The organism is Gordonia amicalis, assembly GCF_022059885.1.
Classification (GTDB): domain Bacteria; phylum Actinomycetota; class Actinomycetes; order Mycobacteriales; family Mycobacteriaceae; genus Gordonia; species Gordonia amicalis.
The window spans coordinates 5,066,375-5,087,158 of record NZ_CP091855.1 but is presented as its reverse complement, the minus strand read 5'-3'; the positions used below and the strand labels follow the sequence as shown (position 1 = coordinate 5,087,158).

Annotated in this window: 18 protein-coding genes, 1 pseudogene and 1 riboswitch; of the genes and pseudogenes, 11 read left to right on the top strand and 8 right to left on the bottom strand. The window is 69.0% G+C overall.

What is annotated here, in order from left to right; all coding sequences use genetic code 11:
• Window positions 1-202 precede the first annotated feature (202 nt).
• Window positions 203-1,327 (bottom strand): annotated as a pseudogene (locus tag IHQ52_RS23260) (MFS transporter); the annotation flags it as partial.
• A 278-nt stretch (window positions 1,328-1,605) separates the two neighbouring features.
• Between IHQ52_RS23260 and IHQ52_RS23255 the strand changes: the two are divergent.
• Window positions 1,606-2,643 (top strand): Lrp/AsnC family transcriptional regulator, encoded by a 1,038-nt coding sequence (locus IHQ52_RS23255; protein ID WP_238063999.1) that lies wholly within the window; start codon window positions 1,606-1,608, stop codon window positions 2,641-2,643.
• A gap of 79 nt (window positions 2,644-2,722) precedes the next feature.
• On the top strand, window positions 2,723-4,039 hold the full coding sequence (locus IHQ52_RS23250; RefSeq protein WP_238063998.1) for a ClC family H(+)/Cl(-) exchange transporter: 1,317 nt from the start codon (window positions 2,723-2,725) through the stop codon (window positions 4,037-4,039).
• On the opposite strand, the gene IHQ52_RS23245 is transcribed toward IHQ52_RS23250, so the two are convergent.
• Genes IHQ52_RS23245 through IHQ52_RS23235 form a run of 3 tightly spaced genes read right to left on the bottom strand, consistent with a single transcriptional unit; the run spans window position 4,036 to window position 7,027 of the window.
• Window positions 4,036-4,866, bottom strand: coding sequence for an ABC transporter ATP-binding protein (locus tag IHQ52_RS23245; protein WP_238063997.1), 831 nt, complete (start codon window positions 4,864-4,866; stop codon window positions 4,036-4,038). The genes IHQ52_RS23250 and IHQ52_RS23245 overlap by 4 nt on opposite strands.
• Window positions 4,863-5,987: a FecCD family ABC transporter permease gene (locus IHQ52_RS23240; RefSeq protein ID WP_238063996.1), complete on the bottom strand. Its 1,125-nt coding sequence runs from the start codon at window positions 5,985-5,987 to the stop codon at window positions 4,863-4,865. The genes IHQ52_RS23245 and IHQ52_RS23240 overlap by 4 nt, the downstream gene beginning before the upstream one ends.
• Window positions 5,984-7,027 carry a FecCD family ABC transporter permease gene (locus tag IHQ52_RS23235; RefSeq protein WP_238063995.1) on the bottom strand — a complete coding sequence of 348 codons (1,044 nt, stop codon included), beginning with the start codon at window positions 7,025-7,027 and terminating at the stop codon, window positions 5,984-5,986. Before IHQ52_RS23235 ends, IHQ52_RS23240 begins: the two co-directional genes overlap by 4 nt.
• Before the next feature lie 173 nt (window positions 7,028-7,200).
• On the opposite strand from IHQ52_RS23235, the gene IHQ52_RS23230 reads away from it, so the two are divergent.
• Window positions 7,201-7,704 carry a hypothetical protein gene (locus IHQ52_RS23230; protein ID WP_159405236.1) on the top strand — a complete coding sequence of 168 codons (504 nt, stop codon included), beginning with the start codon at window positions 7,201-7,203 and terminating at the stop codon, window positions 7,702-7,704.
• A 78-nt stretch (window positions 7,705-7,782) separates the two neighbouring features.
• Here the strand turns inward: IHQ52_RS23230 and IHQ52_RS23225 are convergent, their stop codons facing one another.
• Window positions 7,783-9,180, bottom strand: coding sequence for an FAD-dependent oxidoreductase (locus IHQ52_RS23225; protein ID WP_159405235.1), 1,398 nt, complete (start codon window positions 9,178-9,180; stop codon window positions 7,783-7,785).
• 315 nt (window positions 9,181-9,495) lie between these two features.
• On the opposite strand from IHQ52_RS23225, the gene IHQ52_RS23220 reads away from it, so the two are divergent.
• From IHQ52_RS23220 to IHQ52_RS23210, 3 genes are read left to right on the top strand one after another with little or no spacing between them, the layout of a single operon-like run.
• Window positions 9,496-10,089 carry an Rv0361 family membrane protein gene (locus IHQ52_RS23220; RefSeq protein WP_238063994.1) on the top strand — a complete coding sequence of 198 codons (594 nt, stop codon included), beginning with the start codon at window positions 9,496-9,498 and terminating at the stop codon, window positions 10,087-10,089.
• On the top strand, window positions 10,086-10,499 hold the full coding sequence (locus IHQ52_RS23215) for a rhodanese-like domain-containing protein (RefSeq protein ID WP_006437783.1): 414 nt from the start codon (window positions 10,086-10,088) through the stop codon (window positions 10,497-10,499). Before IHQ52_RS23220 ends, IHQ52_RS23215 begins: the two co-directional genes overlap by 4 nt.
• On the top strand, window positions 10,496-11,713 hold the full coding sequence (locus tag IHQ52_RS23210; RefSeq protein ID WP_006437782.1) for an O-succinylhomoserine sulfhydrylase: 1,218 nt from the start codon (window positions 10,496-10,498) through the stop codon (window positions 11,711-11,713). The genes IHQ52_RS23215 and IHQ52_RS23210 overlap by 4 nt, the downstream gene beginning before the upstream one ends.
• A 45-nt stretch (window positions 11,714-11,758) precedes the next feature.
• Here IHQ52_RS23210 and IHQ52_RS23205 read toward each other — a convergent pair whose 3' ends face one another.
• Both IHQ52_RS23205 and IHQ52_RS23200 read right to left on the bottom strand, forming a co-directional pair.
• Window positions 11,759-13,294, bottom strand: coding sequence for an MFS transporter (locus IHQ52_RS23205; RefSeq protein WP_006437781.1), 1,536 nt, complete (start codon window positions 13,292-13,294; stop codon window positions 11,759-11,761).
• Between the two features lie 100 nt (window positions 13,295-13,394).
• Complete coding sequence (locus tag IHQ52_RS23200) at window positions 13,395-14,474, bottom strand: isochorismate synthase (protein ID WP_006437780.1); 1,080 nt, start codon at window positions 14,472-14,474, stop codon at window positions 13,395-13,397.
• A 112-nt stretch (window positions 14,475-14,586) separates the two neighbouring features.
• Window positions 14,587-14,701: riboswitch (SAM riboswitch) on the top strand.
• A gap of 17 nt (window positions 14,702-14,718) precedes the next feature.
• On the opposite strand from IHQ52_RS23200, the gene IHQ52_RS23195 reads away from it, so the two are divergent.
• Both IHQ52_RS23195 and IHQ52_RS23190 read left to right on the top strand, forming a co-directional pair.
• Window positions 14,719-16,065, top strand: coding sequence for an aminotransferase class V-fold PLP-dependent enzyme (locus IHQ52_RS23195; RefSeq protein ID WP_006437779.1), 1,347 nt, complete (start codon window positions 14,719-14,721; stop codon window positions 16,063-16,065).
• On the top strand, window positions 16,062-16,514 hold the full coding sequence (locus tag IHQ52_RS23190; RefSeq protein WP_006437778.1) for a hypothetical protein: 453 nt from the start codon (window positions 16,062-16,064) through the stop codon (window positions 16,512-16,514). Before IHQ52_RS23195 ends, IHQ52_RS23190 begins: the two co-directional genes overlap by 4 nt.
• Window positions 16,515-16,592: 78 nt before the next feature.
• Here IHQ52_RS23190 and IHQ52_RS23185 read toward each other — a convergent pair whose 3' ends face one another.
• Window positions 16,593-17,105, bottom strand: a complete 513-nt coding sequence (locus IHQ52_RS23185) for an inorganic diphosphatase (RefSeq protein WP_006437777.1) — start codon at window positions 17,103-17,105, stop codon at window positions 16,593-16,595.
• A gap of 308 nt (window positions 17,106-17,413) precedes the next feature.
• Between IHQ52_RS23185 and dacB the strand changes: the two genes are divergently transcribed.
• The 3 genes from dacB to tilS are packed head-to-tail and all read left to right on the top strand — an operon-like array spanning window position 17,414 to window position 20,762.
• A complete protein-coding gene (gene dacB / locus IHQ52_RS23180) occupies window positions 17,414-18,733 on the top strand; it encodes a D-alanyl-D-alanine carboxypeptidase/D-alanyl-D-alanine endopeptidase (protein ID WP_006437776.1) in 1,320 nt (439 codons plus the stop codon).
• Entirely contained in the window at window positions 18,730-19,827 is a 1,098-nt protein-coding gene (locus IHQ52_RS23175; RefSeq protein ID WP_006437775.1) for a zinc-dependent metalloprotease, read from the top strand. The genes dacB and IHQ52_RS23175 overlap by 4 nt, the downstream gene beginning before the upstream one ends.
• A complete protein-coding gene (tilS, locus tag IHQ52_RS23170) occupies window positions 19,806-20,762 on the top strand; it encodes a tRNA lysidine(34) synthetase TilS (protein WP_040004932.1) in 957 nt (318 codons plus the stop codon). The genes IHQ52_RS23175 and tilS overlap by 22 nt, the downstream gene beginning before the upstream one ends.
• Window positions 20,763-20,784: the final 22 nt, after the last annotated feature.

Below are 20,784 nucleotides of genomic sequence, written 5' to 3'. Positions count from 1 at the left end.
CGAGACCGGCGACCGCGCCGAGACCCTCGCCGTCCACGGCGGCGACGACGCTGTCGCGCATCTCGTCGCCGATGCCGGCGTCGGTGAGCTTGCCCGGGAGCGAGTCGACGGCACCCGCCGTCAGCAACGCGCCGAGAACGGCCGGTCCGAGTGCGCCACCCACCTGCCGGAAGGCATTGTTTCCGGCCGCCGCCATACCCGCGAGCCGATAGGGCACCGCGGAGACCGCGGTCGCGGTCATCGGGGCAATCAACAGGCCCATGCCCAGGCCGAGCACGATCAGGCGCCAGCCGATCGAGACGAACGTGGTGTCGGCTTCGATGGTGAGCAGCGCGAACTGCGCGACCGCGACCATGGCCAGGCCGCCGCCGATCATGACGCGTGCCTGGACCCGGTGCATCATCTTGCCCGCGAGCGCACCCACGACCATGGAGGCGCCGTTCATCAGCGCGAGTCGCCAGCCGGCCTCGATGGTGCCGAGTTGCTGGACCATGCCGAAGTACATGCTGAGCACGAAGATGAAGCCGATCAGAGCCAGGAAGCTGATCATCGCGATCAGTGTGGTGACGGTGAAGGCGCGGCTGCGAAAGAGCGCGAGGTCGAGCATCGGGCTGTCCGAGCGGAGTTCGACGGCGACAAAGGCTGCACCCGCGACGACGGCGATCACCAGGGCGATGATCACACGGGCATCGGCGAGCCCGTTGACGCCGGCCTCGATCACGCCGAAGACCAGTGCGGTGACCGCGACGGCGGCCGTCACCTGACCGGCCCAGTCGAGGCGTCGGGTGTGCGGGGCGCGGGATTCCGGCAGGACGGCGAGTGCCACCGCGAACGCGGCGACGGCAAACGGGATGGGCAGCACGTAGATCCAGCGCCAGCCCATGCCCTCGGCCACCGGGCCCGCGATCAGCGGGCCGACGGTCAGCGCCAGCATCAGCGACGACGCCCAGATGCCGATGAACTTGCCGCGTTCACGGAAGTCGGGCACGGCGTGGCTGATGAGCGCGAGGGTCGTCGGCAACAGTGCGGCGGCACCCGTGCCGGCCAGAGCCTGACCGGCCCACACGAGCTGGATCGATTGCGCCGACAGTGCGACGACGGCGCCCAGTGCGGACAGTGCGAGACCGGTGAGATAGACCTTGCGGCGGCCGTGGACGTCGCCGAACACTCCTGCCGTGAGGATGAACGCCGCCATCGGCAGAACGAAGGCGTCCTGGACCCAGGACAACTGCGCGGTCGAGGCGCCGAGCGCGTTCCCGATCGCCGGCAGGCTGACGGCGACGCTCGTGATCGGAAGGTAGGCCACGAAGACGCCGATGCAGGCCATCACGACGGTGGCGGTCCGGCGCTCCGGCGGAGCGGGCAGGGCGGTGGAGGTGGACGTGGTGGTCACGCACTCTCGCTTCGATCTCGGGTGGGACTGGGCGGCGCCCGGTGGCCGGACGTGACCACAGGTCGTCGTCTCGGGAGGACAAGGCGATGGTTGCCGCGCGAAGAAGCGCAGACATCCATTGTCCGGCGGCTCGGCAGGGAAACCGCAACCAGCGCGGCGTACACGGAACATTGCGTCAACCAGACCGGTTCGACGAGTAGTATTCCTCCATCATGGGCGACGTCGACGGCACTATCCTCCGTGCCCTCCAGGTGTATCCGCAGGCGTCGTTCCGCCAACTCGGCGAGGTCGCGGGCATCTCGGAACAGACCGCGGCGAGGTGCTACCAGGCGCTGCGTCGTGCCGGGGTGATGCGGGTCGTGGGGATCGTGCGGCCGGCGGTGCGTGGCCATTCCGAATGGGTGGCGCGGGTGCGGTGCCGGCCGGACCGCATGGAACCGCTCGCCGCGTCGCTCGCGCGTCGTCGTGACGTCGGCTTCGCCTACGTGGTCTCCGGAGGCGCCGAGATCATCTGCATCATCCGCGCACCGATCGGTGCGGGCGGCGACGACGTGCTGCTCAATGCACTCCCGACGCGGGCCTCGGTCATCGACGTCCGTATCGACCTCGTCCTGCACGCCTTCGACGTCGGACTCCCCGCGTCGAGATGGACCGGCTTCGGCGGTGAGCTCTCGGAGTCCGCCCGGACACTGTTGATCTCGAGCGCTACCGCGAGCCCTCTCCCCGGCGACGACGAGGCCGGGACCGGCGGTGAGGACGTACCGGACGAACCCCGCGAGAATGTACGCCTCGGCGACGACGCACCCCTCGTCGACGCGCTGACCCAGGACGGCCGACTTCCACATCGCGAGCTGGCACGCATCTGTGGCTGGACGGTCGGGCGCGTCCGGCGCCGTCTGCGCACGCTCGAACGCAGCGGCGCGTTGCACTACGACGTCGAGATCCTGCCCGAGCGTCTCGGTTTCGGTCTGAGCGCGACGCTGTGGCTCACCGTGACGCCGTCGGCGATCGACGAGGTGGGTGCAGCGCTCGCCGCGCACGACGAGGTGGCGTTCGCCGCGGCGATCAGCGGTGAACACAACCTCATGGTCGCGGTGATCTGCCGGGACACCGACGACTTCTATCGATACCTGCGCACCAGGGTCGCGTCCGTGGCCGGAATTCTGGGCTACTCGGTGAGCATCCGCGTCCGGCGCCTGAAGCAGAATGCGTCACTCGTGGTGCAGGGACGCCTGATTCAGCCCGGATGACCCCGAATCACCGGTGGACGACACGAACCTGCCGTTCGGAAGCGCCGGTCGAAGGCGGCGTGCGCGGTAACTTGCACGTGTGACCTCGCCGACGGCCGACAACCAGGGACTGGTGAGGTTGTGCGTGCTCGCCGTCTTCGCCGGGTGTGTGACCGGTGTCCTGGGCGGCGCGTTCCGGTGGTGCCTCGACCATCTCAACCGGTGGCGGTTCGAGATGCTGCAGTGGGCCGACGGACTCGGCGCACCGGGATGGTTCATCCCGGTCGCGGTGACGGCGGCCGGCGCGGCCTTCGGCGCGCTCGTCTCCCACCTCGTACCGACCGCGGCGGGCAGCGGAATCCAGCATGTGGAGGCCGTCGAACGAGGAGAAGCGGGACCTGCGCCGCTGCGGGTGATCCCGGCGCGGTTCTTCGGTGGTCTCGCCGCGATCGGATCCGGTCTGATCCTCGGCCGTGAGGGGCCGACGGTGCACATGGGTGCGGCGGTCGGATCGGAGACCGGACGACGTGCCGGACTCGACCAGTACGATGTCCGCGTCATGCAGACCTCGCTCAGCGGAGCAGGTCTCGCCGTTGCGTTCACGGCGCCGGTGGGCGGTGCGCTCTTCGCGCTCGAGGAGGTGACCCACTCGTTCCGGATTCGAGTGGTGGTACCGACCATTCTCGCGGTCGCCGCCGCGGTGGCCTGCGGACACGTGATCCTCGGCGACCGGCCCGACTTCCGGGTCGGCGTGGTGGCCGCGCCCCCGATCACCCTGCTGCCGGTCTTCGTGGTGTTCGGCCTCCTCAGCGGTCTCGTCGGAATCGCCTACGGGCGCACGGTTCTCGGGGCGATCAACGCGGTTCGCGGGATCACGCGCGTCCCGCCGATCGCGAAGGCCGCGGTCATCGGTGCGATCGTCGGCGGCCTGATGGCCGTCGACACCGATGCGGCCGGTGGGGGAGACGATCTCGCGCAACAGATCTTCGACGGTTCGGTCGTGCTCCCGGTGGTGGCCGCGCTGTTCCTGGTCCGGTTCGTCGCCGGTCCGCTGTCTTATGCCGCGGGAACCCCGGGCGGCCTGTTCGCGCCGATGCTGGCGCTCGGCGCACTGTGGGGCGTCCTGTTCGCCGCCGGCCTCGACGCCGTGCTCCCGCAATCGGATTCGACGCTGCGCGACGCCATGGTGCTCGCCGGCATGGCCGCACTGTTCGGCGCGGTGGTGCGGGCGCCGCTCACCGGCATGGTCGTGGTGATGGAGATGAGTGCGACGACCACCGTGGCGGTGCCCATGCTCGCCGCGACCGCGGCGGCCGTGCTCGTCGCACACCTCTCCGGGACGCCGCCGGTCTACGACTCGCTGCGTGAGCAGATGCTCGCCAACGATGCCGCACGACAACGGGACCCGGGGTCCTAGAACGCGCGGGTGTGCGCTCCGAGCGGCACGATCAGTGGCCCACCCGAGATCGGGTCGGTCATGACATGAGCGCGCAACCCGAAGGCCTCGTCGAGCATCTCCGCGTCGATGACCTCGGCCGGCGCGCCGGTGGCGACGATGGCGCCGTTCTTCATGACGACGAGTGAATCGCTGTAGCGTGCTGCGAGATTGAGGTCGTGCAATACCATGACCACGGTTTTGCCGTGCTCGTCGCGGAGGCGTCGGACGAGGTCGAGGACGTCGATCGAGTGGGCGAGGTCGAGGTAGGTGGTCGGCTCGTCGAGCAGGATCAGGTCGGTGCCCTGCGCGAGGGTGAGCGCGATCCAGACGCGCTGACGCTGACCGCCGGAGAGCGCGTCGAGGGTGCGGTCGGCGAGTTCGAGGGTGTCGGTCATCTCCATCGCCTCGGCCACCGCGGCCTCGTCGGCGGCCGTCGCCTGCTGATACCACCGCTGGTGCGGATGCCGGCCCCGGCCGACGAGATCGGCGACGGTCAGACCCTCTGGCGCGACCGGATTCTGGGGCAGGATCGCCAGGGTCCGCGCGACCTGCCTGGGGCGGACATGCGAGATGTCGTCGCCGTCGAGGTAGACCGTGCCGGCCTTCGGCGGCAGCAGGCGCGCGAGGCATCGGAGCAGCGTCGACTTGCCGCAGCCGTTGGAGCCGATGATGGTCGTGACCTGGCCGTCGGGGACGTCGATGTCCAGGCCGTCGATGACCACCCGCTGGTCGTAGCCGACGGTGAGTCCGGTGCCGCGCAGGCGGGACGTCGCCTGCGAGGTGTGGTCGGCGGGGGAGATGGTCATACGGTCGCCTTCCGGGACATCGCGATCATCAGGTAGATGAGGAACGGTCCGCCGATCGCGGCGGTCACGATTCCGACGGGCAGCCCGCCGGGTAGCACCGTGCGGCACAACAGATCTCCGCCGAGCACGAGCGCGGCGCCGATCAGGCCGGACAGCAACGGCGTCGGTACCGCGGTGCGGGCCAGCCGCAGCGCGATCTGCGGGGCCAGCAGTGCGACGAAGGCGATCGGTCCGGCGGCGGACACACACAGCGCACTGACCAGGACCGCCGTCAGCAACAGCGTGGTGGACACCGCGCCGGTCCGGACGCCCAGGCCGCGCGCCAGATCCGGACCGAGGCTGAGCATTCCGATCTGCCGGGACAGCACCACGATCACGACGACCCCGACCGCGACCCCGCCGACCACCGGCCAGACATTGGACCAGCCCACGTTGGCGACCGATCCGACCAGCCACACCTGGGCACGCCCGACGTCGTGGATGTCGGCGCGGGTGAGCAGGAAGTTGGTGAGCGCCTGCAGCATCCACGTCATGCCGACGCCGATCAGCACGAGGCGGAACGGGTTGATGCCGCTGTTGGCCTTGCGGCCGGGCCAGGCCAGCACGTACATCACCGCGGACGTCAGGAGCGCACCGATCATCGCCGAGGCCGGGACGCCGAGGTCGCCGAACCAGCTGCCCCAGCTCGTCGTCGAGAAGGCGATGGCCGCGACCGCTGCCGCACTCGCTCCTGCGGTGATGCCGAGGATGTCGGGGGTGGCGAGGGGGTTCTGGGAGATCAGCTGGGTGATGGACCCGGAGAACCCGAGGCCGATGCCCACCAGCAGGCCGACGAGGGCTCGGGGGAGCGCGACGTCGAAGACGACGACGTTCTCGATGCGGGTGCCGCCGCCGAGCAGGATTCGCGCGACGTCGATCGGGGTGAGCGGGAAGTCGCTGACGCCGACGCCGGTCAGGAACAACACCACGGCGAGCGCCGCCGAGACGAGCGCGACGATCAGCATGCGCGGACGCACGACGACCGAGACCGGCTCGATCGCGAGGCGGTAGCCGCCGGGATGCGGCGCGATGCTCCGTGCACGTGGCCCGGGCGTCGGCGTCTTGAGGTCGGACGTGTTCATACGGATGCCAACCTCTGCCGACGGACCATGACGATCAGGAACGGGGCGCCGACCAGCGCCAGCATGACGCCCACCTGGACCTCACCGGGGCGTCCGACGACGCGGCCGAGGATGTCACAACCGACGAGGAGGATCCCGCCGAACAGCGCCGAGTACGGGATGATCCAGCGGTAGTCGGCGCCCACGACTGCACGAGCGATGTGCGGCACGACCAGACCGAGGAACACGATGGGGCCGCAGGCGGCGGTGGCGGCGCCGATCAGCAGGGTGATCGTCAGGATGCCGAGCGCGCGGATGAGCACCACCCGGGAGCCGAGGGCCTTGGTCATGTCGTCGCCCAGGCTCAACACGTTGAGGAAGAAGCCGCTCGCCAGCGCGAACACCAGCCCGACGGCGATGAAGGGCAGACTCGCCCAGAACACGTCGATCCCGCGGCCGGCGGTCGAACCGACGCTCCAGAACCGCCACTGGTCGAGCGAGTTGGTGTCGACGAGCACGATCGAGGACGTGATCGCGGTGAGCATCGCCGTGAGACCGGTCCCGGCGAGCACCAGGGTCAGCGGACTCGAGCCGCTCAGCGCCGACAGACCGAAGACGACGGTCGCGGCGATGATCGCGCCCAGCAATCCGAAGAACATGAAGGCCACGGGACTGGTGATCCCGAGCAGGTAGATCCCGCCCACGACGGCACAGGCCGCGCCGGCGTTGACGCCGAGCATGCCGGGGTCGGCGATGGGGTTGCGGGTGTGTCCCTGGGTGATGGCGCCGGCCGCGCCCACGGCCAGGCCGGCGGACAGGCCGAGCAGAGTCCGAGGGACACGGAGGTCCCAGACGATGCCGTCGACGTCGGTGTCCTTGGTGATCTGCGGTATCCGGAGGTCGACGAGGGCCGACCAGATCTCGGAGATCCCCGCGGCGAAACTCGTCCAGACCTCGTCGAGCGGGACCGGGCGGGTGCCGAAGAGCACCGAGGCGATGACCAGCCCCACCAGGGCCGCGATCAGCACCGGAATGCCGAGGACACGGAGGGAGCGGCGCACGAAGGGTTACCTTACCAACGCAGTTCGACGGGCCTGACGGTGCGGCGCGGTGGATGTCGTTCGGGTAACGAAAGACCCACGGAACCCGAACGGAGGCCGTGTCTTCGGTAACACTGCTTTGAGTTCGAATCGATATGTTCAGTGTTTCCAGGGTTGCGAAAACAGGAGGATCGATGAAGTCACTCAAACGTGCCGTTGTCGGGGTGCTGGCTGCGGGGAGCATCGCAGCAGGCACGCTGGTGGGTGCTGCGCCCGCCCAGGCGGCCGTCCCCAACCTTCAGATGACGGGTGGGGTCTATTGCCAGTTCGGAGCACCGGGTACGCCGTGGAACCAGGCGTGGAGCATGACCCGGTTCATGCGGGTAACCGCGCGTGACGGCGAGTTCCGCAATGTCACGCTGCAGGAGATCAACGGCGCGACCAAGTTCAAGTCGCAGCTGAAGAAGGACGAGTCCCTCACCATCAAGACCACCTGGTTCGGCTGCTTCCCGTCATCGATCGCCGGGTACGCGATCTCCGACTACGCCGAGAACCTGACGGACAACGCCGGCTTCTGGTGGAACATGCGGCGCATCGACAACCCGTTCGACAGGTTCGGTGCCGGCTCGTCGGCATCGGCGGCGCTGTCCGGCGGCGGCACCGACGTCAAGGGAATTCCCGCGATCCCCGGTCGGTAGACGCCGAACCGCTGAACGAACGACGAGGGGCGACCGGTGAGAACCGGTCGCCCCTCTCGTGTGGTCTGGCGGTGTCGATCAGGCCGACGGGCGCGCCACCTTGTGGGGCTCCGACGCGGCGAGCATGTCCTCACGCTCGACGACCTTCACCCGCTCACGGCCTTCGGCGGCACCCAGGGCGCGCTCGTGCTCGTCGAGGCGGTACCAGCCGTCCCACGTGGTGAACGGGATGCTCTTCGACTCGAGCAGCTCGATGATCGCGTCCTCGCCGGGCGCGGCGGGCTCGAGCAGCTTCTCGGCCTCCATGTCCTTGAGGATGCAGTCGACGGTCTCGTTGGCGTCGCCCTTGGTGTGGCCGATGAGGCCGACCGGACCACGCTTGACCCACCCGGTGGTGTAGACGCCGGTGAGCTGCTCACCCTCGTCGAACACACGTCCGGCCTCGTTGGGGATGACTCCCGCCTGCGAGTCGAAGGGGATCTCGGGCAGGTTGTCCGACAGGTAGCCGACCGCCCGGTACACCGCGCCGACCTCCCAGTCGGTGATCTTGCCAGTGGGCTTGACGTTGCCGGTGCCGTCGAGCTGGGTGCGCTCGGTGCGCAAGCCCACGACCTTGCCGTCCTCGCCGAGGATCTCGACCGGGCTCTCGAAGAAGTGCAGGAACAGCTTGTGGATCGCACCCTGCTTCGGTTCCCGGATCGCGTAGTTCTCGATGATCGTCGCGACCTGGTCGGTGATCTTCGAACCACGACGGGCGACGGCCGAGCCCTCGTCGTAGTCGATGTCCTCGGGGTTGACGATGACCTCGATGTTCGGCGAGTGGTCGAGTTCCTTGAGCTCGAGCGGGGTGAACTTGGCCTGGGCCGGTCCGCGGCGACCGAAGACATGCACCTCGATCGCCTTGTTGGCCTTCAGACCCTCATAGACGTTGGCCGGGATCTCGGTCGGCAGCAGCTCGTCGCCGGTCTTGGCCAGCACGCGCGCCACGTCGAGGGCGACGTTGCCGACGCCGATCACGGCGACCTTCTCCTGCTCCAGCGGCCAGGTGCGCGGGAAGTCCGGATGACCGTCGTACCAGGCGACGAACTGCGCGGCGCCGTAGCTGCCCTCGAGGTCGATGCCCGGGATGTCGAGCGCACGGTCGTCGGTGGCGCCGGTGGAGAAGATGATCGCGTCGTAGTGCTGCTTGAGCTCGGCCAGCGTGATGTCGGTGCCGTAGTCGACGTTGCCGAGCAGACGGACCTGCGGCTTGTCGAGCACCTTGTGCAGCGCGGTGATGATGCCCTTGATCCGCGGGTGATCAGGCGCGACGCCGTAACGGATCAGACCGAACGGAGCCGGCATACGCTCGTAGAGGTCGATGCTGACACCGCGGTCTTTGGCGGTGTCGGACTTCATCAACGCGTCGGCGGCGTAGATCCCGGCGGGACCCGCACCGACGATCGCAACCCGCAGCGGGCGGCTGTTGTCACTCATGGAGTAGGTGTCTTCCGTTGCTCGGCGCGCCCCGACGCAGGTGCTGGATGCGAAACCCCTGATCCTACTGTCGACACGCTTGGATATGGCCTATCCCTTCTACGGTAGGCGCTCGGTGTCCCCGGCCAAAATCTCCTGTGAGGTAATCCTCACTTCTCGACGTCATCGTGACGACGCCCGCGGCCGGAGCGTTCCCGGGCGCCGGGCGGTTGCCACACGGTCGCGGGCATCGCATTCGCCGCGGGCGACGGGACGTGCGGGAGCCTGCAGAAGCCGGGCGGAGGTCACACCCGGCCGGTCTATACACTTCGCGCCATGGCCAAAGCTGCAGGCGGGGGCCCCGACAAGCCCTCCGGTAAGGGCGCCGCATCCCGGAACACGTCCCGGGGCGCCGCGTCCTCGAAGAAGCCTGCGTCCGGTGAGGCCGGATCGCCGAACGAGGACGTTGACGCCGCCCTCGTCGAGGAGGCGCCGCCCAGTTGGAAGAACGCGTGGCCGTTCTTCGCCGCGGCGGGATTCGTCGGACTGGTGGTGCTCGCGATCGTGCTCTCCAGCATCTCGCGGCCGGCGGAGGAACGGGTCAGCGACGACGCGCTGGTCCAGTACGCCATCAACGACCTCTACACGGCCAAGAACGGCCCCGACTACGCCGAGTACCGCGCGAACACGTGCGATGCCGACCTCGACAAGCCCGGGTTCCCCTCCGAGGCGCAGTTCGTCGCCGAGAACCAGGCGTCGCTGGACCAGAACGGCCACATCGAGATCCCCGAGATCACCGACCTGGTGGTCGACGGTGACCGGGCGACCGCGAAGGTCCATTGGCACTATAAGAACAAGTCCGAAGACAAGCAGGTCGTGGAGACGACCGTGGTGCGCGAGAACGGCGAATGGAAGGTGTGCTCCTCATGACCTATGCCGGCGACCTGACCCCGCGGGAAGCGTGGGAGAAGCTCGAGAACAATCCCGACGCGGTCCTCGTCGACTGTCGGACGCAGGCCGAGTGGTCGTTCGTCGGTGTTCCCGACCTCGAGGTGCTGGGTAAACGCACGATCTTCGCCGAGTGGACGACGTTCCCCGAGGGTCGACGCAACGAGCAGTTCGTCGAGCAGCTGCGCAGTGCCGGGGTGACCGATGACCACGAGGTCATCTTCCTCTGCCGCTCGGGGCACCGATCGATCGGTGCGGCCGAGGCGGCGACCGCCGACGGAATCGGCAAGGCCTACAACGTGGTCGACGGATTCGAGGGTGCCCTCGACGGGAACGACCATCGCGGCGCGTCCGGATGGCGTGCCGAAAATCTGCCGTGGAGGCAATCGTGAGTGCTGATCTGTCCGTGAGTCGTGAACTGCCGGAAGGTCTTTCGCCCGACACCATCGCCGTGCGCGGCGGCCTCGCGCGATCCGGGTTCCACGAGACCGCCGAGGCGCTGTACCTGACCAGCGGATACGTCTACGACTCCGCCGAGGCTGCCGAGCGTGCCTTCACCGGCGAGGACCAGCGGTTCGTCTACTCCCGATACGGCAATCCGACCGTCCACATGTTCCAGGAGCGCCTGCGTCAGCTCGAAGGTGCCGAAGCCTGCTTCGCGACCGCCAGCGGAATGGCCGCGGTGTTCGTGGCGCTCGGCGCCCTGCTCAAGGCGGGCGATCGGCTCGTGGCGGCGCGCAGCCTGTTCGGCTCCTGCTTCGTCGTGTGCAACGAGATCCTGCCGCGCTGGGGCGTGGAGACCGAGTTCGTCGACGGTGAAGACCTCGAACAGTGGGAACGCGCACTGTCGAAGCCGACCGACGCCGTCTTCTTCGAGACCCCGTCCAATCCGATGCAGATGCTCGTCGACGTCGCCAAGGTGTCCGAGCTGGCGCATGCCGCAGGCGCGAAGGTGGTGCTGGACAACGTCTTCGCCACCCCGCTGCTACAGCGCGGTCTCGATCTCGGCGCCGACGTCATCGTCTACTCGGGCACCAAGCACATCGACGGTCAGGGTCGCGTGATGGGTGGTGCCGTCCTCGGCACCAAGGACTACATCGACGGTCCGGTCCAGCAGCTGATGCGCCACACCGGTCCGGCGTTGAGCCCGTTCAACGCGTGGACGCTGGTCAAAGGCCTCGAGACGATGCGCCTGCGGGTCGACGCCTCGGTGGCCTCGGCACTGCGGATCGCCGAGTTCCTGGAAGCCGACCCACGGGTCCGCTGGGTGAAATATCCGTTCCTGCAGTCGCATCCGCAGTACGAGCTGGCCAAGAGCCAGATGACCGGCGGCGGCACCGTGGTGACCTTCGAGCTCAACGACCACGACGGCATCGACGGCAAGAAGCGCGCCTTCGAGGTCCTCAACGCGCTGCGGGTGGTGGACATCTCCAACAACCTCGGCGACTCCAAGTCGCTGATCACCCATCCGGCCACCACCACGCACCGCGCGATGGGGCCCGAGGGACGTGCCGCGATCGGTCTCAGCGACTCGGTGGTTCGCCTGTCGGTCGGGCTCGAGGGCGTCGAAGACCTGCTCGCCGACCTGGATCAGGCGCTCGGCTGAGCCCTCGCACCGGGCTCTCCTGCCGGCCGGTCGTCGCGGTGGCCGTCACGCTGCCCGGGCCGGGCGCTCGTGCCGGAATCTGAGTACGGCAAGGGCCACCGCGATGGGCAGGACACTGACGGTCAGCATGGTGAGTCGCACGGCGTCGGAGAAGTCCGTTCCCAGGTCGAGGCCGCCCACCTGCTGCAGCAGGTTCGGGTCGTATCCGACGCCACCGTGGCTCTGCGCCACCGCGCTCCGCGCGGCGTCCACAGCCTCTTGTCCCTGTGTCACCGTCAGACCCCGCTGCTCGGTGTCGGCGAGCCATTCACGCTTGAAGAACGCATTCAGGAGGAGCAGGTACACGGTGGGCCCGAACGCGTAGCCCGTCATCCCGAAGGCCGTCTGCACCGAGGCCACTGTTCCGGACTGACCACTCGGCGCATGCGCGAGCACCGTCTCCGACACCGACGTGGAGCTCACCATTGAACCGAGGTTGTACATCCACACGGCCATCACGAGCAGCCACAACGCCATCGTCGGGCTGACCGTGACCGCCATGAGCAGCCCGGCGGCCGCCATGGTCGCCAGACCGGCGACCATCACCGGTCTCGGCGAGAACTTCTCCATCAGACTCCCGGACATGATCAAGGCGCCGGCGATCAGCAGCGAGCCGGGAAGGAACAACAGTCCGACCGTCTGCGGTGACAACGCGAGCACCACGCTGCCGTACTGCCCCAGGACGATGCTGAGCCCCGCGATCAGGAAGTTGAGTGTGAAGGCCGCCGCGAGCGCCACCGTGAACGTCCGGTTGCCGAAGAGTGACAGGTCCAGCGCCGGTTCGGGAGTGCGGCGTTCGTGGCGGACGAAGAGCACCGCGCCGAGGACGCTGACGAGCAGCGGCAGCCAGGTCTGGGGCCGGAGCACGCCGTTCTGCGCGGCCGCGAGTCCGATGACGAGGGTCAGGAGTGCCACCCCGATCAGGACGATGCCGATCACGTCCAGCTTGGCACGCTCCTGACGAGGCGACTCCGGGACGAACCGTGCCGTGAGCAGCATCGAGACCACGGCAAGCAGTGGTGCGACCAGGAACACGAGCCGCCAGCCGAGACCCGTCACGGCCCAGCCTGTCAGAGCCGGGAGCACCCCGCAGAGAACCATCTCGATGGCGACGAAGATGCCGATGGCCTTCGGTCGCTGCTCTTCGGTCACCGACGTCTTGAGGAGGGCCAGCGATACCCCGAGCAGGGCCGCCATGCCCAGGCCCGCCACGACGCGCATCGCCAGGAGGAAGCCATACCCGGGCGAGAGCATGGCGAGCACATCGGCGACGGCGACCACGGCCAGTCCCGACATCAGGAGTCGTCGGAGTCCGATCGAGTCGCCGAGATTTCCCGCGCCGAGGACGGACGCGGCCATGACCAGCGTCGACATTCCGCCCAGCAATCCGACACCGGTAGGCGGGACGTCGAGTTCCCGGCTCACCTGCGGCAGATTCAGGCTCAGCACCAGTGGATCGACGGCCGTGATCGTGAAGGCCAGGGACAGCGCGAAGATGATCGGCAGAATGCTCGTCTGGGTTGTCGACCGCTCCGCAGGCACCCGCTACGCCTCCCTGCCCCTTCGCCCCGACGTTCATCGACTCTAGCGCCGACCTTCATGGCCGGAGGCGAGATTGCGGGAGGGCGTGCTCACCGGAGGGTCAGTTCACGATGTCTGCGAGGGGGATACCGAGCGCGTTGAACACGGTCCGTAGTTTGAACTGCGTCTCGTCGAGTTCCGCCTGCGGGTCGGAGTGTTCGACGATGCCGCCACCCGCCCAGGTGCGCAGACTCCGACCATCGGCCGCGAGCTCGGCGCACCGGATGCTGACCATCCATTCGCCGTCGCCGACGGCGTCGCACCAGCCGACCGTGCCCGCGTAGAAGCCACGATCGCCCTCGACCTCGCGGATGATCTGCGCGGCAACGTCACTCGGGGTTCCGCACACTGCGGGTGTGGGTCCGAGGAGTAGTGCGAGGTCGAGTGCGGTGACCGCCGGATCGCGCAGCGTCGCGCGGATCGGGGTGGCCAGATGCCACATCTCGCCGGTCGACTCGAGCTGTGGTGTCGACGGTGCGTCGACCTCGTCGCAGAGGTGCCCCAGGCGTTCGCGCAGATGGTCGACTACGAACGCGTGCTCGGCGAGATCCTTTGTCGACGCGGCCAACTCGTCGGCGGTCGCCCGGTCGACGGCCGGGTCGGCGGACCGTGGTGCCGAACCCGCGTAGGGATGGCAGGTCACGGTCGAACCCGACTTGCGCAGCAGCGCTTCGGGACTGGCGCCGAGCAGCCACGAACCCGAACCCGTCGCGGCGCCGAGGTCGACGCCGAAGGCGTTGTGCCCCGCGTTGCCGCCGGCGAGTGCGTCGAGCAACTCCGCGGGCCGGATCTGTTCGTCGAGCACCAGGTCGACGCTGCGCGCGAGCACGACCTTCCCGACGTCGCCGGCGACGATGCGCTTGACCGCATGCGCGATGCGTTCGCGGTGCTCATCCCTGTCTGGGTGGCTCACGGTCGACACCGCTCGGCGCGACAGCGGCGCACTCCCGGACAGGGGCGCCTCGCCGGTGCGGAGCCGCGCGGGAGCCACCAGCGCCGCGGGGTCGCGGGCATCGAACGGGATCGCCCCGGTCAATGACCCGACCTCACCCGCCCGCAGCGCGGCGGACGCCTCGTCGACGTCGGTGAACGACCCGACCACCCCTTCGCCCCGCACGGTGCCGTGGGGACGCGACAGCACGAAGACCTCACTCGATGACACAACAGCTAGGGTACAGGTAAGCCTGTCCTAACTTCGAATCACGGTGATCCTAAATTGACACCCTCGGGCGGGATCCGCGAACCTTGTCGCAGGTCATGAGTGCCAGTGACAAGCCCCGGCTCGCTGGTCGGCAACCCTCCTCCGCGGTGGGGTGCTCCGGGTGACGACCTGGCTGCGTTCGAACCCGAACGCGGCAAGTGTGGATTCTCGAGGAGTTCTCGTCATGACTGCTGTGCTGTCGGCACCCGTCACACCCGCCCGTCCTGTCCGCGATGCACCGGTGTTCGCCGACCGTGGGCCGTTCATCCCCGCGCTTGCAGCGGTCGTCGGCTCGGATGCACAGGTCCCCGTCGCCGCCGGGCGCAGCGTCGGTTACGCCAATCTCGACTACGCGGCGAGCGCGCCGGCGCTGGCGTCGGTCGCCGCGCAGGTCGCCGAAGCCCTCGGCGAGTACGCGAGCGTGCACCGCGGCGCGGGCCACCTGTCGCAGATCACCACCCGCCGATACGAGGCCGCGCGTGAGACCGTCCGCGAGTTCGTCCGCGGCCGCGTCGACGACACGGTCGTCTTCACCCGCAACACCACCGACGCGATCAATCTCGCCGCCCACATCACTCCCGGCGACGTCGTGGTCCTCGACATCGCGCACCACGCCAGCCTGCTGCCGTGGTGCGCACCGAAGGACGACCGCACCCGCGCCCGCGTGGTGACCGCCTGCAACACGATCGAGGACACCCTCGTGGCGATCGACGCCGAACTCGCCTCGCAGCCGGCCTCGCTGCTCGCGGTGACCGCCGCGTCGAACGTCACCGGTGAGGTCCTCCCGATCGGCCGGCTGGCCTCCATCGCCCACCGCCGTGGCGCGCGCATCCTGGTCGACGCGGCGCAGCTCGTCGCGCACCGTCCCATCTCGATCGTCAGCCACGGCATCGATTACCTGGCCTTCTCCGGCCACAAGGCGTACGCGCCGTTCGGCGCCGGGGTCCTCATCGGCCGTTCCGACTGGTTCGACGCCGCCGACCCCTACCTCGCCGGCGGAGGCGCGACCGCCGACGTCGACCTCCCTCGCGGCGGCAACACCGCCGGCGCCACCTGGCACACCGGCGCTGCTCGTCACGAAGCCGGTTCGCCGAACGTGCTCGGTGCGGTGTCGATCGCCGAGGCGTGCACCGCGCTGGCCGAGCTGGGACCCGAGGCCATCGGTTTCCACGAACTCCGGCTCAGCGAAAGGCTCGACGCCGGACTGGCGCGCATCGACGGTGTGCGACCGCTGCAGATCTTCACCGACTCCACCGACCGCGTCGGCATCGCCGGGTTCACCGTCGACGGCGTCGCGCCGCGGGCCGTGGCGGAGTACCTGAGCGACGAGCACGGAATCGGCGTGCGCGACGGCAAGTTCTGTGCCCACCCGCTGCTCAAGCGGCTCGGTCATCCGGAGGGTGCCGTCCGTGCGAGCTTCGGAGCGGGCACCACCTCCGACGACATCGACCGCCTGCTCGACGCACTCGCGTCGCGCTGCGTCACCACGACCATCACCCGACCCGAACTCGACGAGGGGTACCCGGCATGACCATCGAACTCTCCACATCGCCCACCGCTGTCACCATCGGTCGTCCGGGCTTCCAGGTCGCGGTCGCGGGAGATGCTGTGGCATTGACTTTCCCGATCGTCGTGCGTCGTCAGACGCTGCGGGACGCCCAGCGTGCACGCGCGCTGCTGCGGGCGGGCACCCACGACCAGGCGAATTTCGCGGTCGCCCTCGAGGTCGAGGTGGCCATCGCGCCGCACGCGGCGTCGGCTCGCGCCGCCGTTGAGCACGCCGGTTCCTCCACCGACGACTCGGAGACCATCCGCTACGTCGGCACCGCCCACGGTCTGATCACGCTGCTGCGCGACATCTACGTCGCCGAGGTCGCCGACGCCGTGATCCTGGTCCCGATCGACGGTTCGGCCACCGACCGTCGAATCCGCGAGCAGGTGCTGCCGGTCTTCGCCGACGTGCGTCACCGCGTCGCCTGACGACGCCGGAGCGAAACGCAACGACCGCCGACGACAGCATGTGTCGTCGGCGGTCGGTGTACGACTCCTGAGGTGGCGTCAGCCGCGCGAGGGCTCGTTGGCCTCCTCGGGATGTGCCGCGAGACGGTCGATGGCCTCCTGGGCGACCTTCTCGGCAGCCTCCCGGCCGACCCAGCCGCCCGGCTGGACCTCCTTGCCGGGCTCGAGGTCCTTGTAGTGCTCGAAGAAGTGCGAGATGGGGCCCAGTTCGAACTCCGACACGTCGGAGATGTCCTTGATGTGGTCCCAGCGCACGTCACCCGCGGGCACGCACAGCAGCTTGTCGTCGCCGCCGGCCTCATCGGTCATCGTGTACATACCGACGATGCGGGCGCGCACGATGATGCCGGGGAACACCGACTCGGGCAGCAGGACCATCGCGTCGAGCGGGTCGCCGTCCTCGCCGAGGGTGCCGTCGATGTATCCGTAGTCGGCCGGGTAGCCCATCGAGGTGTACAGGTAGCGGTCGAGGTAGACCTTGCCCGTCTCGTGGTCGACCTCGTACTTGTTACGGCCACCTTTGGGGATCTCGATGGTCACATCGAATTCCACTGTTCCTCCTGGCAGTTGCGGATCGGGGGTGTGATCGCCCGGGCGGCCCAGATGGCCGCGCGTCGCAACAACGATACTGTTAGTCCGACGACCTCGGACTTCGTACCCCCGCAGTTCGCGGGTGTGGCGGATGTCCGGGTCGCTCACATCCGACATTCCGGCCGGGTGGTGCGCCGACCAGTGGCGTCGTCACCGTCGGTGTGCAGTTCGAGAGATCCGGAGGCTTCGTGGGCGCATCCACCAGACCCGCAGGTCGCGAAGGCAGACCCCGCAGTCGCAAACTCCTCTGGTGGACGATCGCCGCAGTCGTGATCCTCGCGCTGGCGTCGACCGCGGCAGTGGTCGTTGCACTCCGGCTCGACAAGGAGGCCGAGCTGCCGCCGGGAATCCCGCCGCAGCCCGCCGCGATCTCCGTCGACCCGCGGATCGACCCGGTCGTCGCCTCCGCCCCGTCGCCGACGCCGGCCGGGGTGTCCCGAGCGATCGCACCTGCACTGCGGAATCCGGCGCTCGGCGTCCTGAGCGGCATGATCTCCGACTCGCTGACCGGCGAGATCCTGTGGTCGCGCAATCCCGACCGTCCGCGTATCCCCGCGTCGAACGACAAGGTGCTCTCGGCCGCCGCCTTCCTGGAGGCGATGCCGCACGACGCGCGGGTGACGACCACCGTCGTCGCCGGGTCCGACGGACAGGTGATCCTCAGGGGTGCCGGCGACCCCACGCTGTCGGCGCAGCCGGCCCGCGCGGACACCTTCTACAGCGAGCCCGGCCGCATCGCCGACCTCGCCGACCAGATCAAACAGGCCGGGATTCCGGTCTCCTCGGTCGCGGTTGATCTCAGCGCCTTCTCGGGTCCGACGATGGACCGCACGTGGGACCGTCGAGACATCCAGGGCGGCGACATCGCCCCGATCGAGTCGCTGATGGTCGACGGCGCCCGGCTCGAGCCGCTCGACGAGTACTCACCCCGCTCGGCGACGCCCGGAATCATGGCCGGGGAGGCGTTGGCCGCCGCGCTGGGTGTGGACGCACCGGTGACCGAGGCATCCGCACCCGCGGGCGACCGCGTCATCGCGCAGGTCGAGTCCGCGCCCCTGGTGACACGGGTCAACGACATGCTCCGCCACAGCGACAACGTGCTGGCCGAGACGCTGTCGATCGAACTCTCGGTGCATCGCGGTGGACCGGCGACCCTGGCCGCCGGAGTCGACGCCGTCGAGCAGGTCCTCTCCACCACGTTCCCCGACCAGTGGGAGGGCACCACACTGGCCGACGCGTCGGGCATCTCCTACGCCAACCGCACCACCCCCGCGTTGCTCGACGCGGTGATGACAGCGGCCAGCGGACCCTCGCGGCCGGCGCTGCGACCGATGCTCGACGGACTGCCGATCGCCGCCGGCACCGGCACCCTCGCCGACCGTTTCCCGATCGCCACCACTCCGGGTGCCGGATGGGTGCGCGCGAAGACCGGAACACTGACCGGGGTCAGTTCGTTGACGGGCATAGTGCAAACGATCGACGGCCGCGTGCTGTCGTTCGCCCTGATGTCCGGCGGCACCTCGCCGGCGGACGCGAGACCCGCCCTCGACGCCGTGGTGGGCCAACTCAGAGAGTGCGGGTGCCGATGAGCATGCCTGGAACCGACAGCAAGACCGAGGTCGAGCCGGTGAGTGAGGACACTCGCCTGAGCATCGGGTCGCAGATCGACTGGCCCCTCGCCGCTTCGACCGCGAAACGCCTCGTCCGGTCCGGCCCCAAGACCACGGCCTACACCTACGAGGCCGCGCAGGCCGAACTCGGCGACGCGGCGACTCGGGCGGAGGCACCGGTTCGCGAGATCACCGGTCTCGCCGACGGACTCCGCATCCCGACGACCCGCATCCTCGACCGGCCGGGCTGGATCGACGCGGCCTCCGACTCGATGCGATCGATGCTGGGGGCCGACGCCGCCGGCACCGACGTGGGTTCGCACGGCCTCGCCGCCAAGTTCGGCGGTGTCCAGGCCGGGGGTCTGCTGGCCTTTCTCTCCACGGCCATCCTCGGCCAGTACGATCCGTTCACGCCCGACCCGGAGACCGGTGAACCCGGCGTGCTGATGGTCGTGACACCCAACATCATCAACGTCGAACGGCAGCTCAAGGTCGTGCCGTCCGACTTCCGGCTGTGGGTCTGCCTCCACGAGGTGACCCACCGCGTGCAGTTCTCGGCCAACCCGTGGCTGCGTGATTACATGCAGGACAACGTCGCCGTGCTCACCTCCGAGACCGGTGAGTCGGCCACCGAGATCGTCACGCGGATGACCAAGGCACTCAGGGGGTCCGAACCCCGCGAGAAGGGCATCATCGGCGCGATGCAGCTGCTGCAGAGCCCTGCGCAGTTCGAAGCCTTCCAGCGGATGATGGTCCTGGGCACGCTGCTCGAGGGCCACGCCGATCACGTGATGGATGCCGTCGGCCCGGCGCACGTCCCGTCCGTCGCGCGCATCCGCACCGCATTCGACAAGCGCCGCAAGGCACCGCAGAACCCGGTTCAGCGCATCATCCGCGCTCTCATCGGCATGGACGCCAAGATCGCGCAGTACATCCGCGGCAAGGCCTTCGTCGACGAGGTGGTGGAAACCGTCGGCATGGATCGGTTCAACACGGTGTGGACCTCACCGGACACGATGCCGCTCCCGGACGAGATCGACACCCCGCAGGCATGGATTCGACGCGTGCTGTGACGCGGGTGGTCGCGGAATTCGCGACCACCTGGCTCGACGGTCCGCGCTCATCGGTCTGTGTCGGGCTGTCCGGCGGCGCGGACTCGCTCGCCCTGACGGCGACGGCCGTCGGCGCGGGACTCGACGTCACCGCGCTGGTCGTCGACCACGGTCTCCAGAAGGGTTCCGCCGGCGTCGCCGCCCGCGCCGCCGAGACCGCACGCGGACTCGGTGCGGACGCGCGCGTGCTCGAGGTCAGGGTCGGGACCCGCGGGGGACTCGAAGCCGCTGCCCGGGACGCACGGTACGCGGCGCTCGACGCCGCCCGGGAAGGTCGACCGGTACTTCTCGCGCACACCGCCGACGACCAGGCCGAGACGGTACTGCTCGGACTGGCACGCGGTTCCGGGGCACGATCGATCGCCGGCATGCGGGCGTGGAAGGCGCCATGGGGGCGGCCGCTGCTGCCGGTCCGCCGAATGCAGACGCTGGCCGTGTGCACCGAACTCGGCCTGGCGATGCACCACGACCCACACAACCGCGACCCACGGTTCACCCGGGTGCGGTTGCGGGCCGAGGTGATCCCGTTGCTCGACGACGTGCTCCGGGGCGGCGTCGTCGACGCGCTGGTCCGAACCGCGGACGGCCTGCAGGACGACAACGACGCCCTCGACGGCTGGGCGGAGACGGTATGGGGGAGTGCCGCGACAACCGGCGGGCTCGAGATCGCACCGCTGCACGATCTGCCGCGAGCTGTGCGGACCCGGGTGATCCGCCGCTGGCTGCTCGACATCGGGGCGACCGAGCCGACGCACCGGGTCATCGGCGCGGTGGACCGGCTCGTCGTCGGGCCCGCAGCCGGGGGTGCGCAGGTGGCGATCGGCGGCGACCCGGGCGTGCGGACCGTCGTGGAACGTGTCGACGAAAAGCTGACGGTCCGCCTCACCGAGAGGTGAGACGGACCGTCGTGTCGTCGAT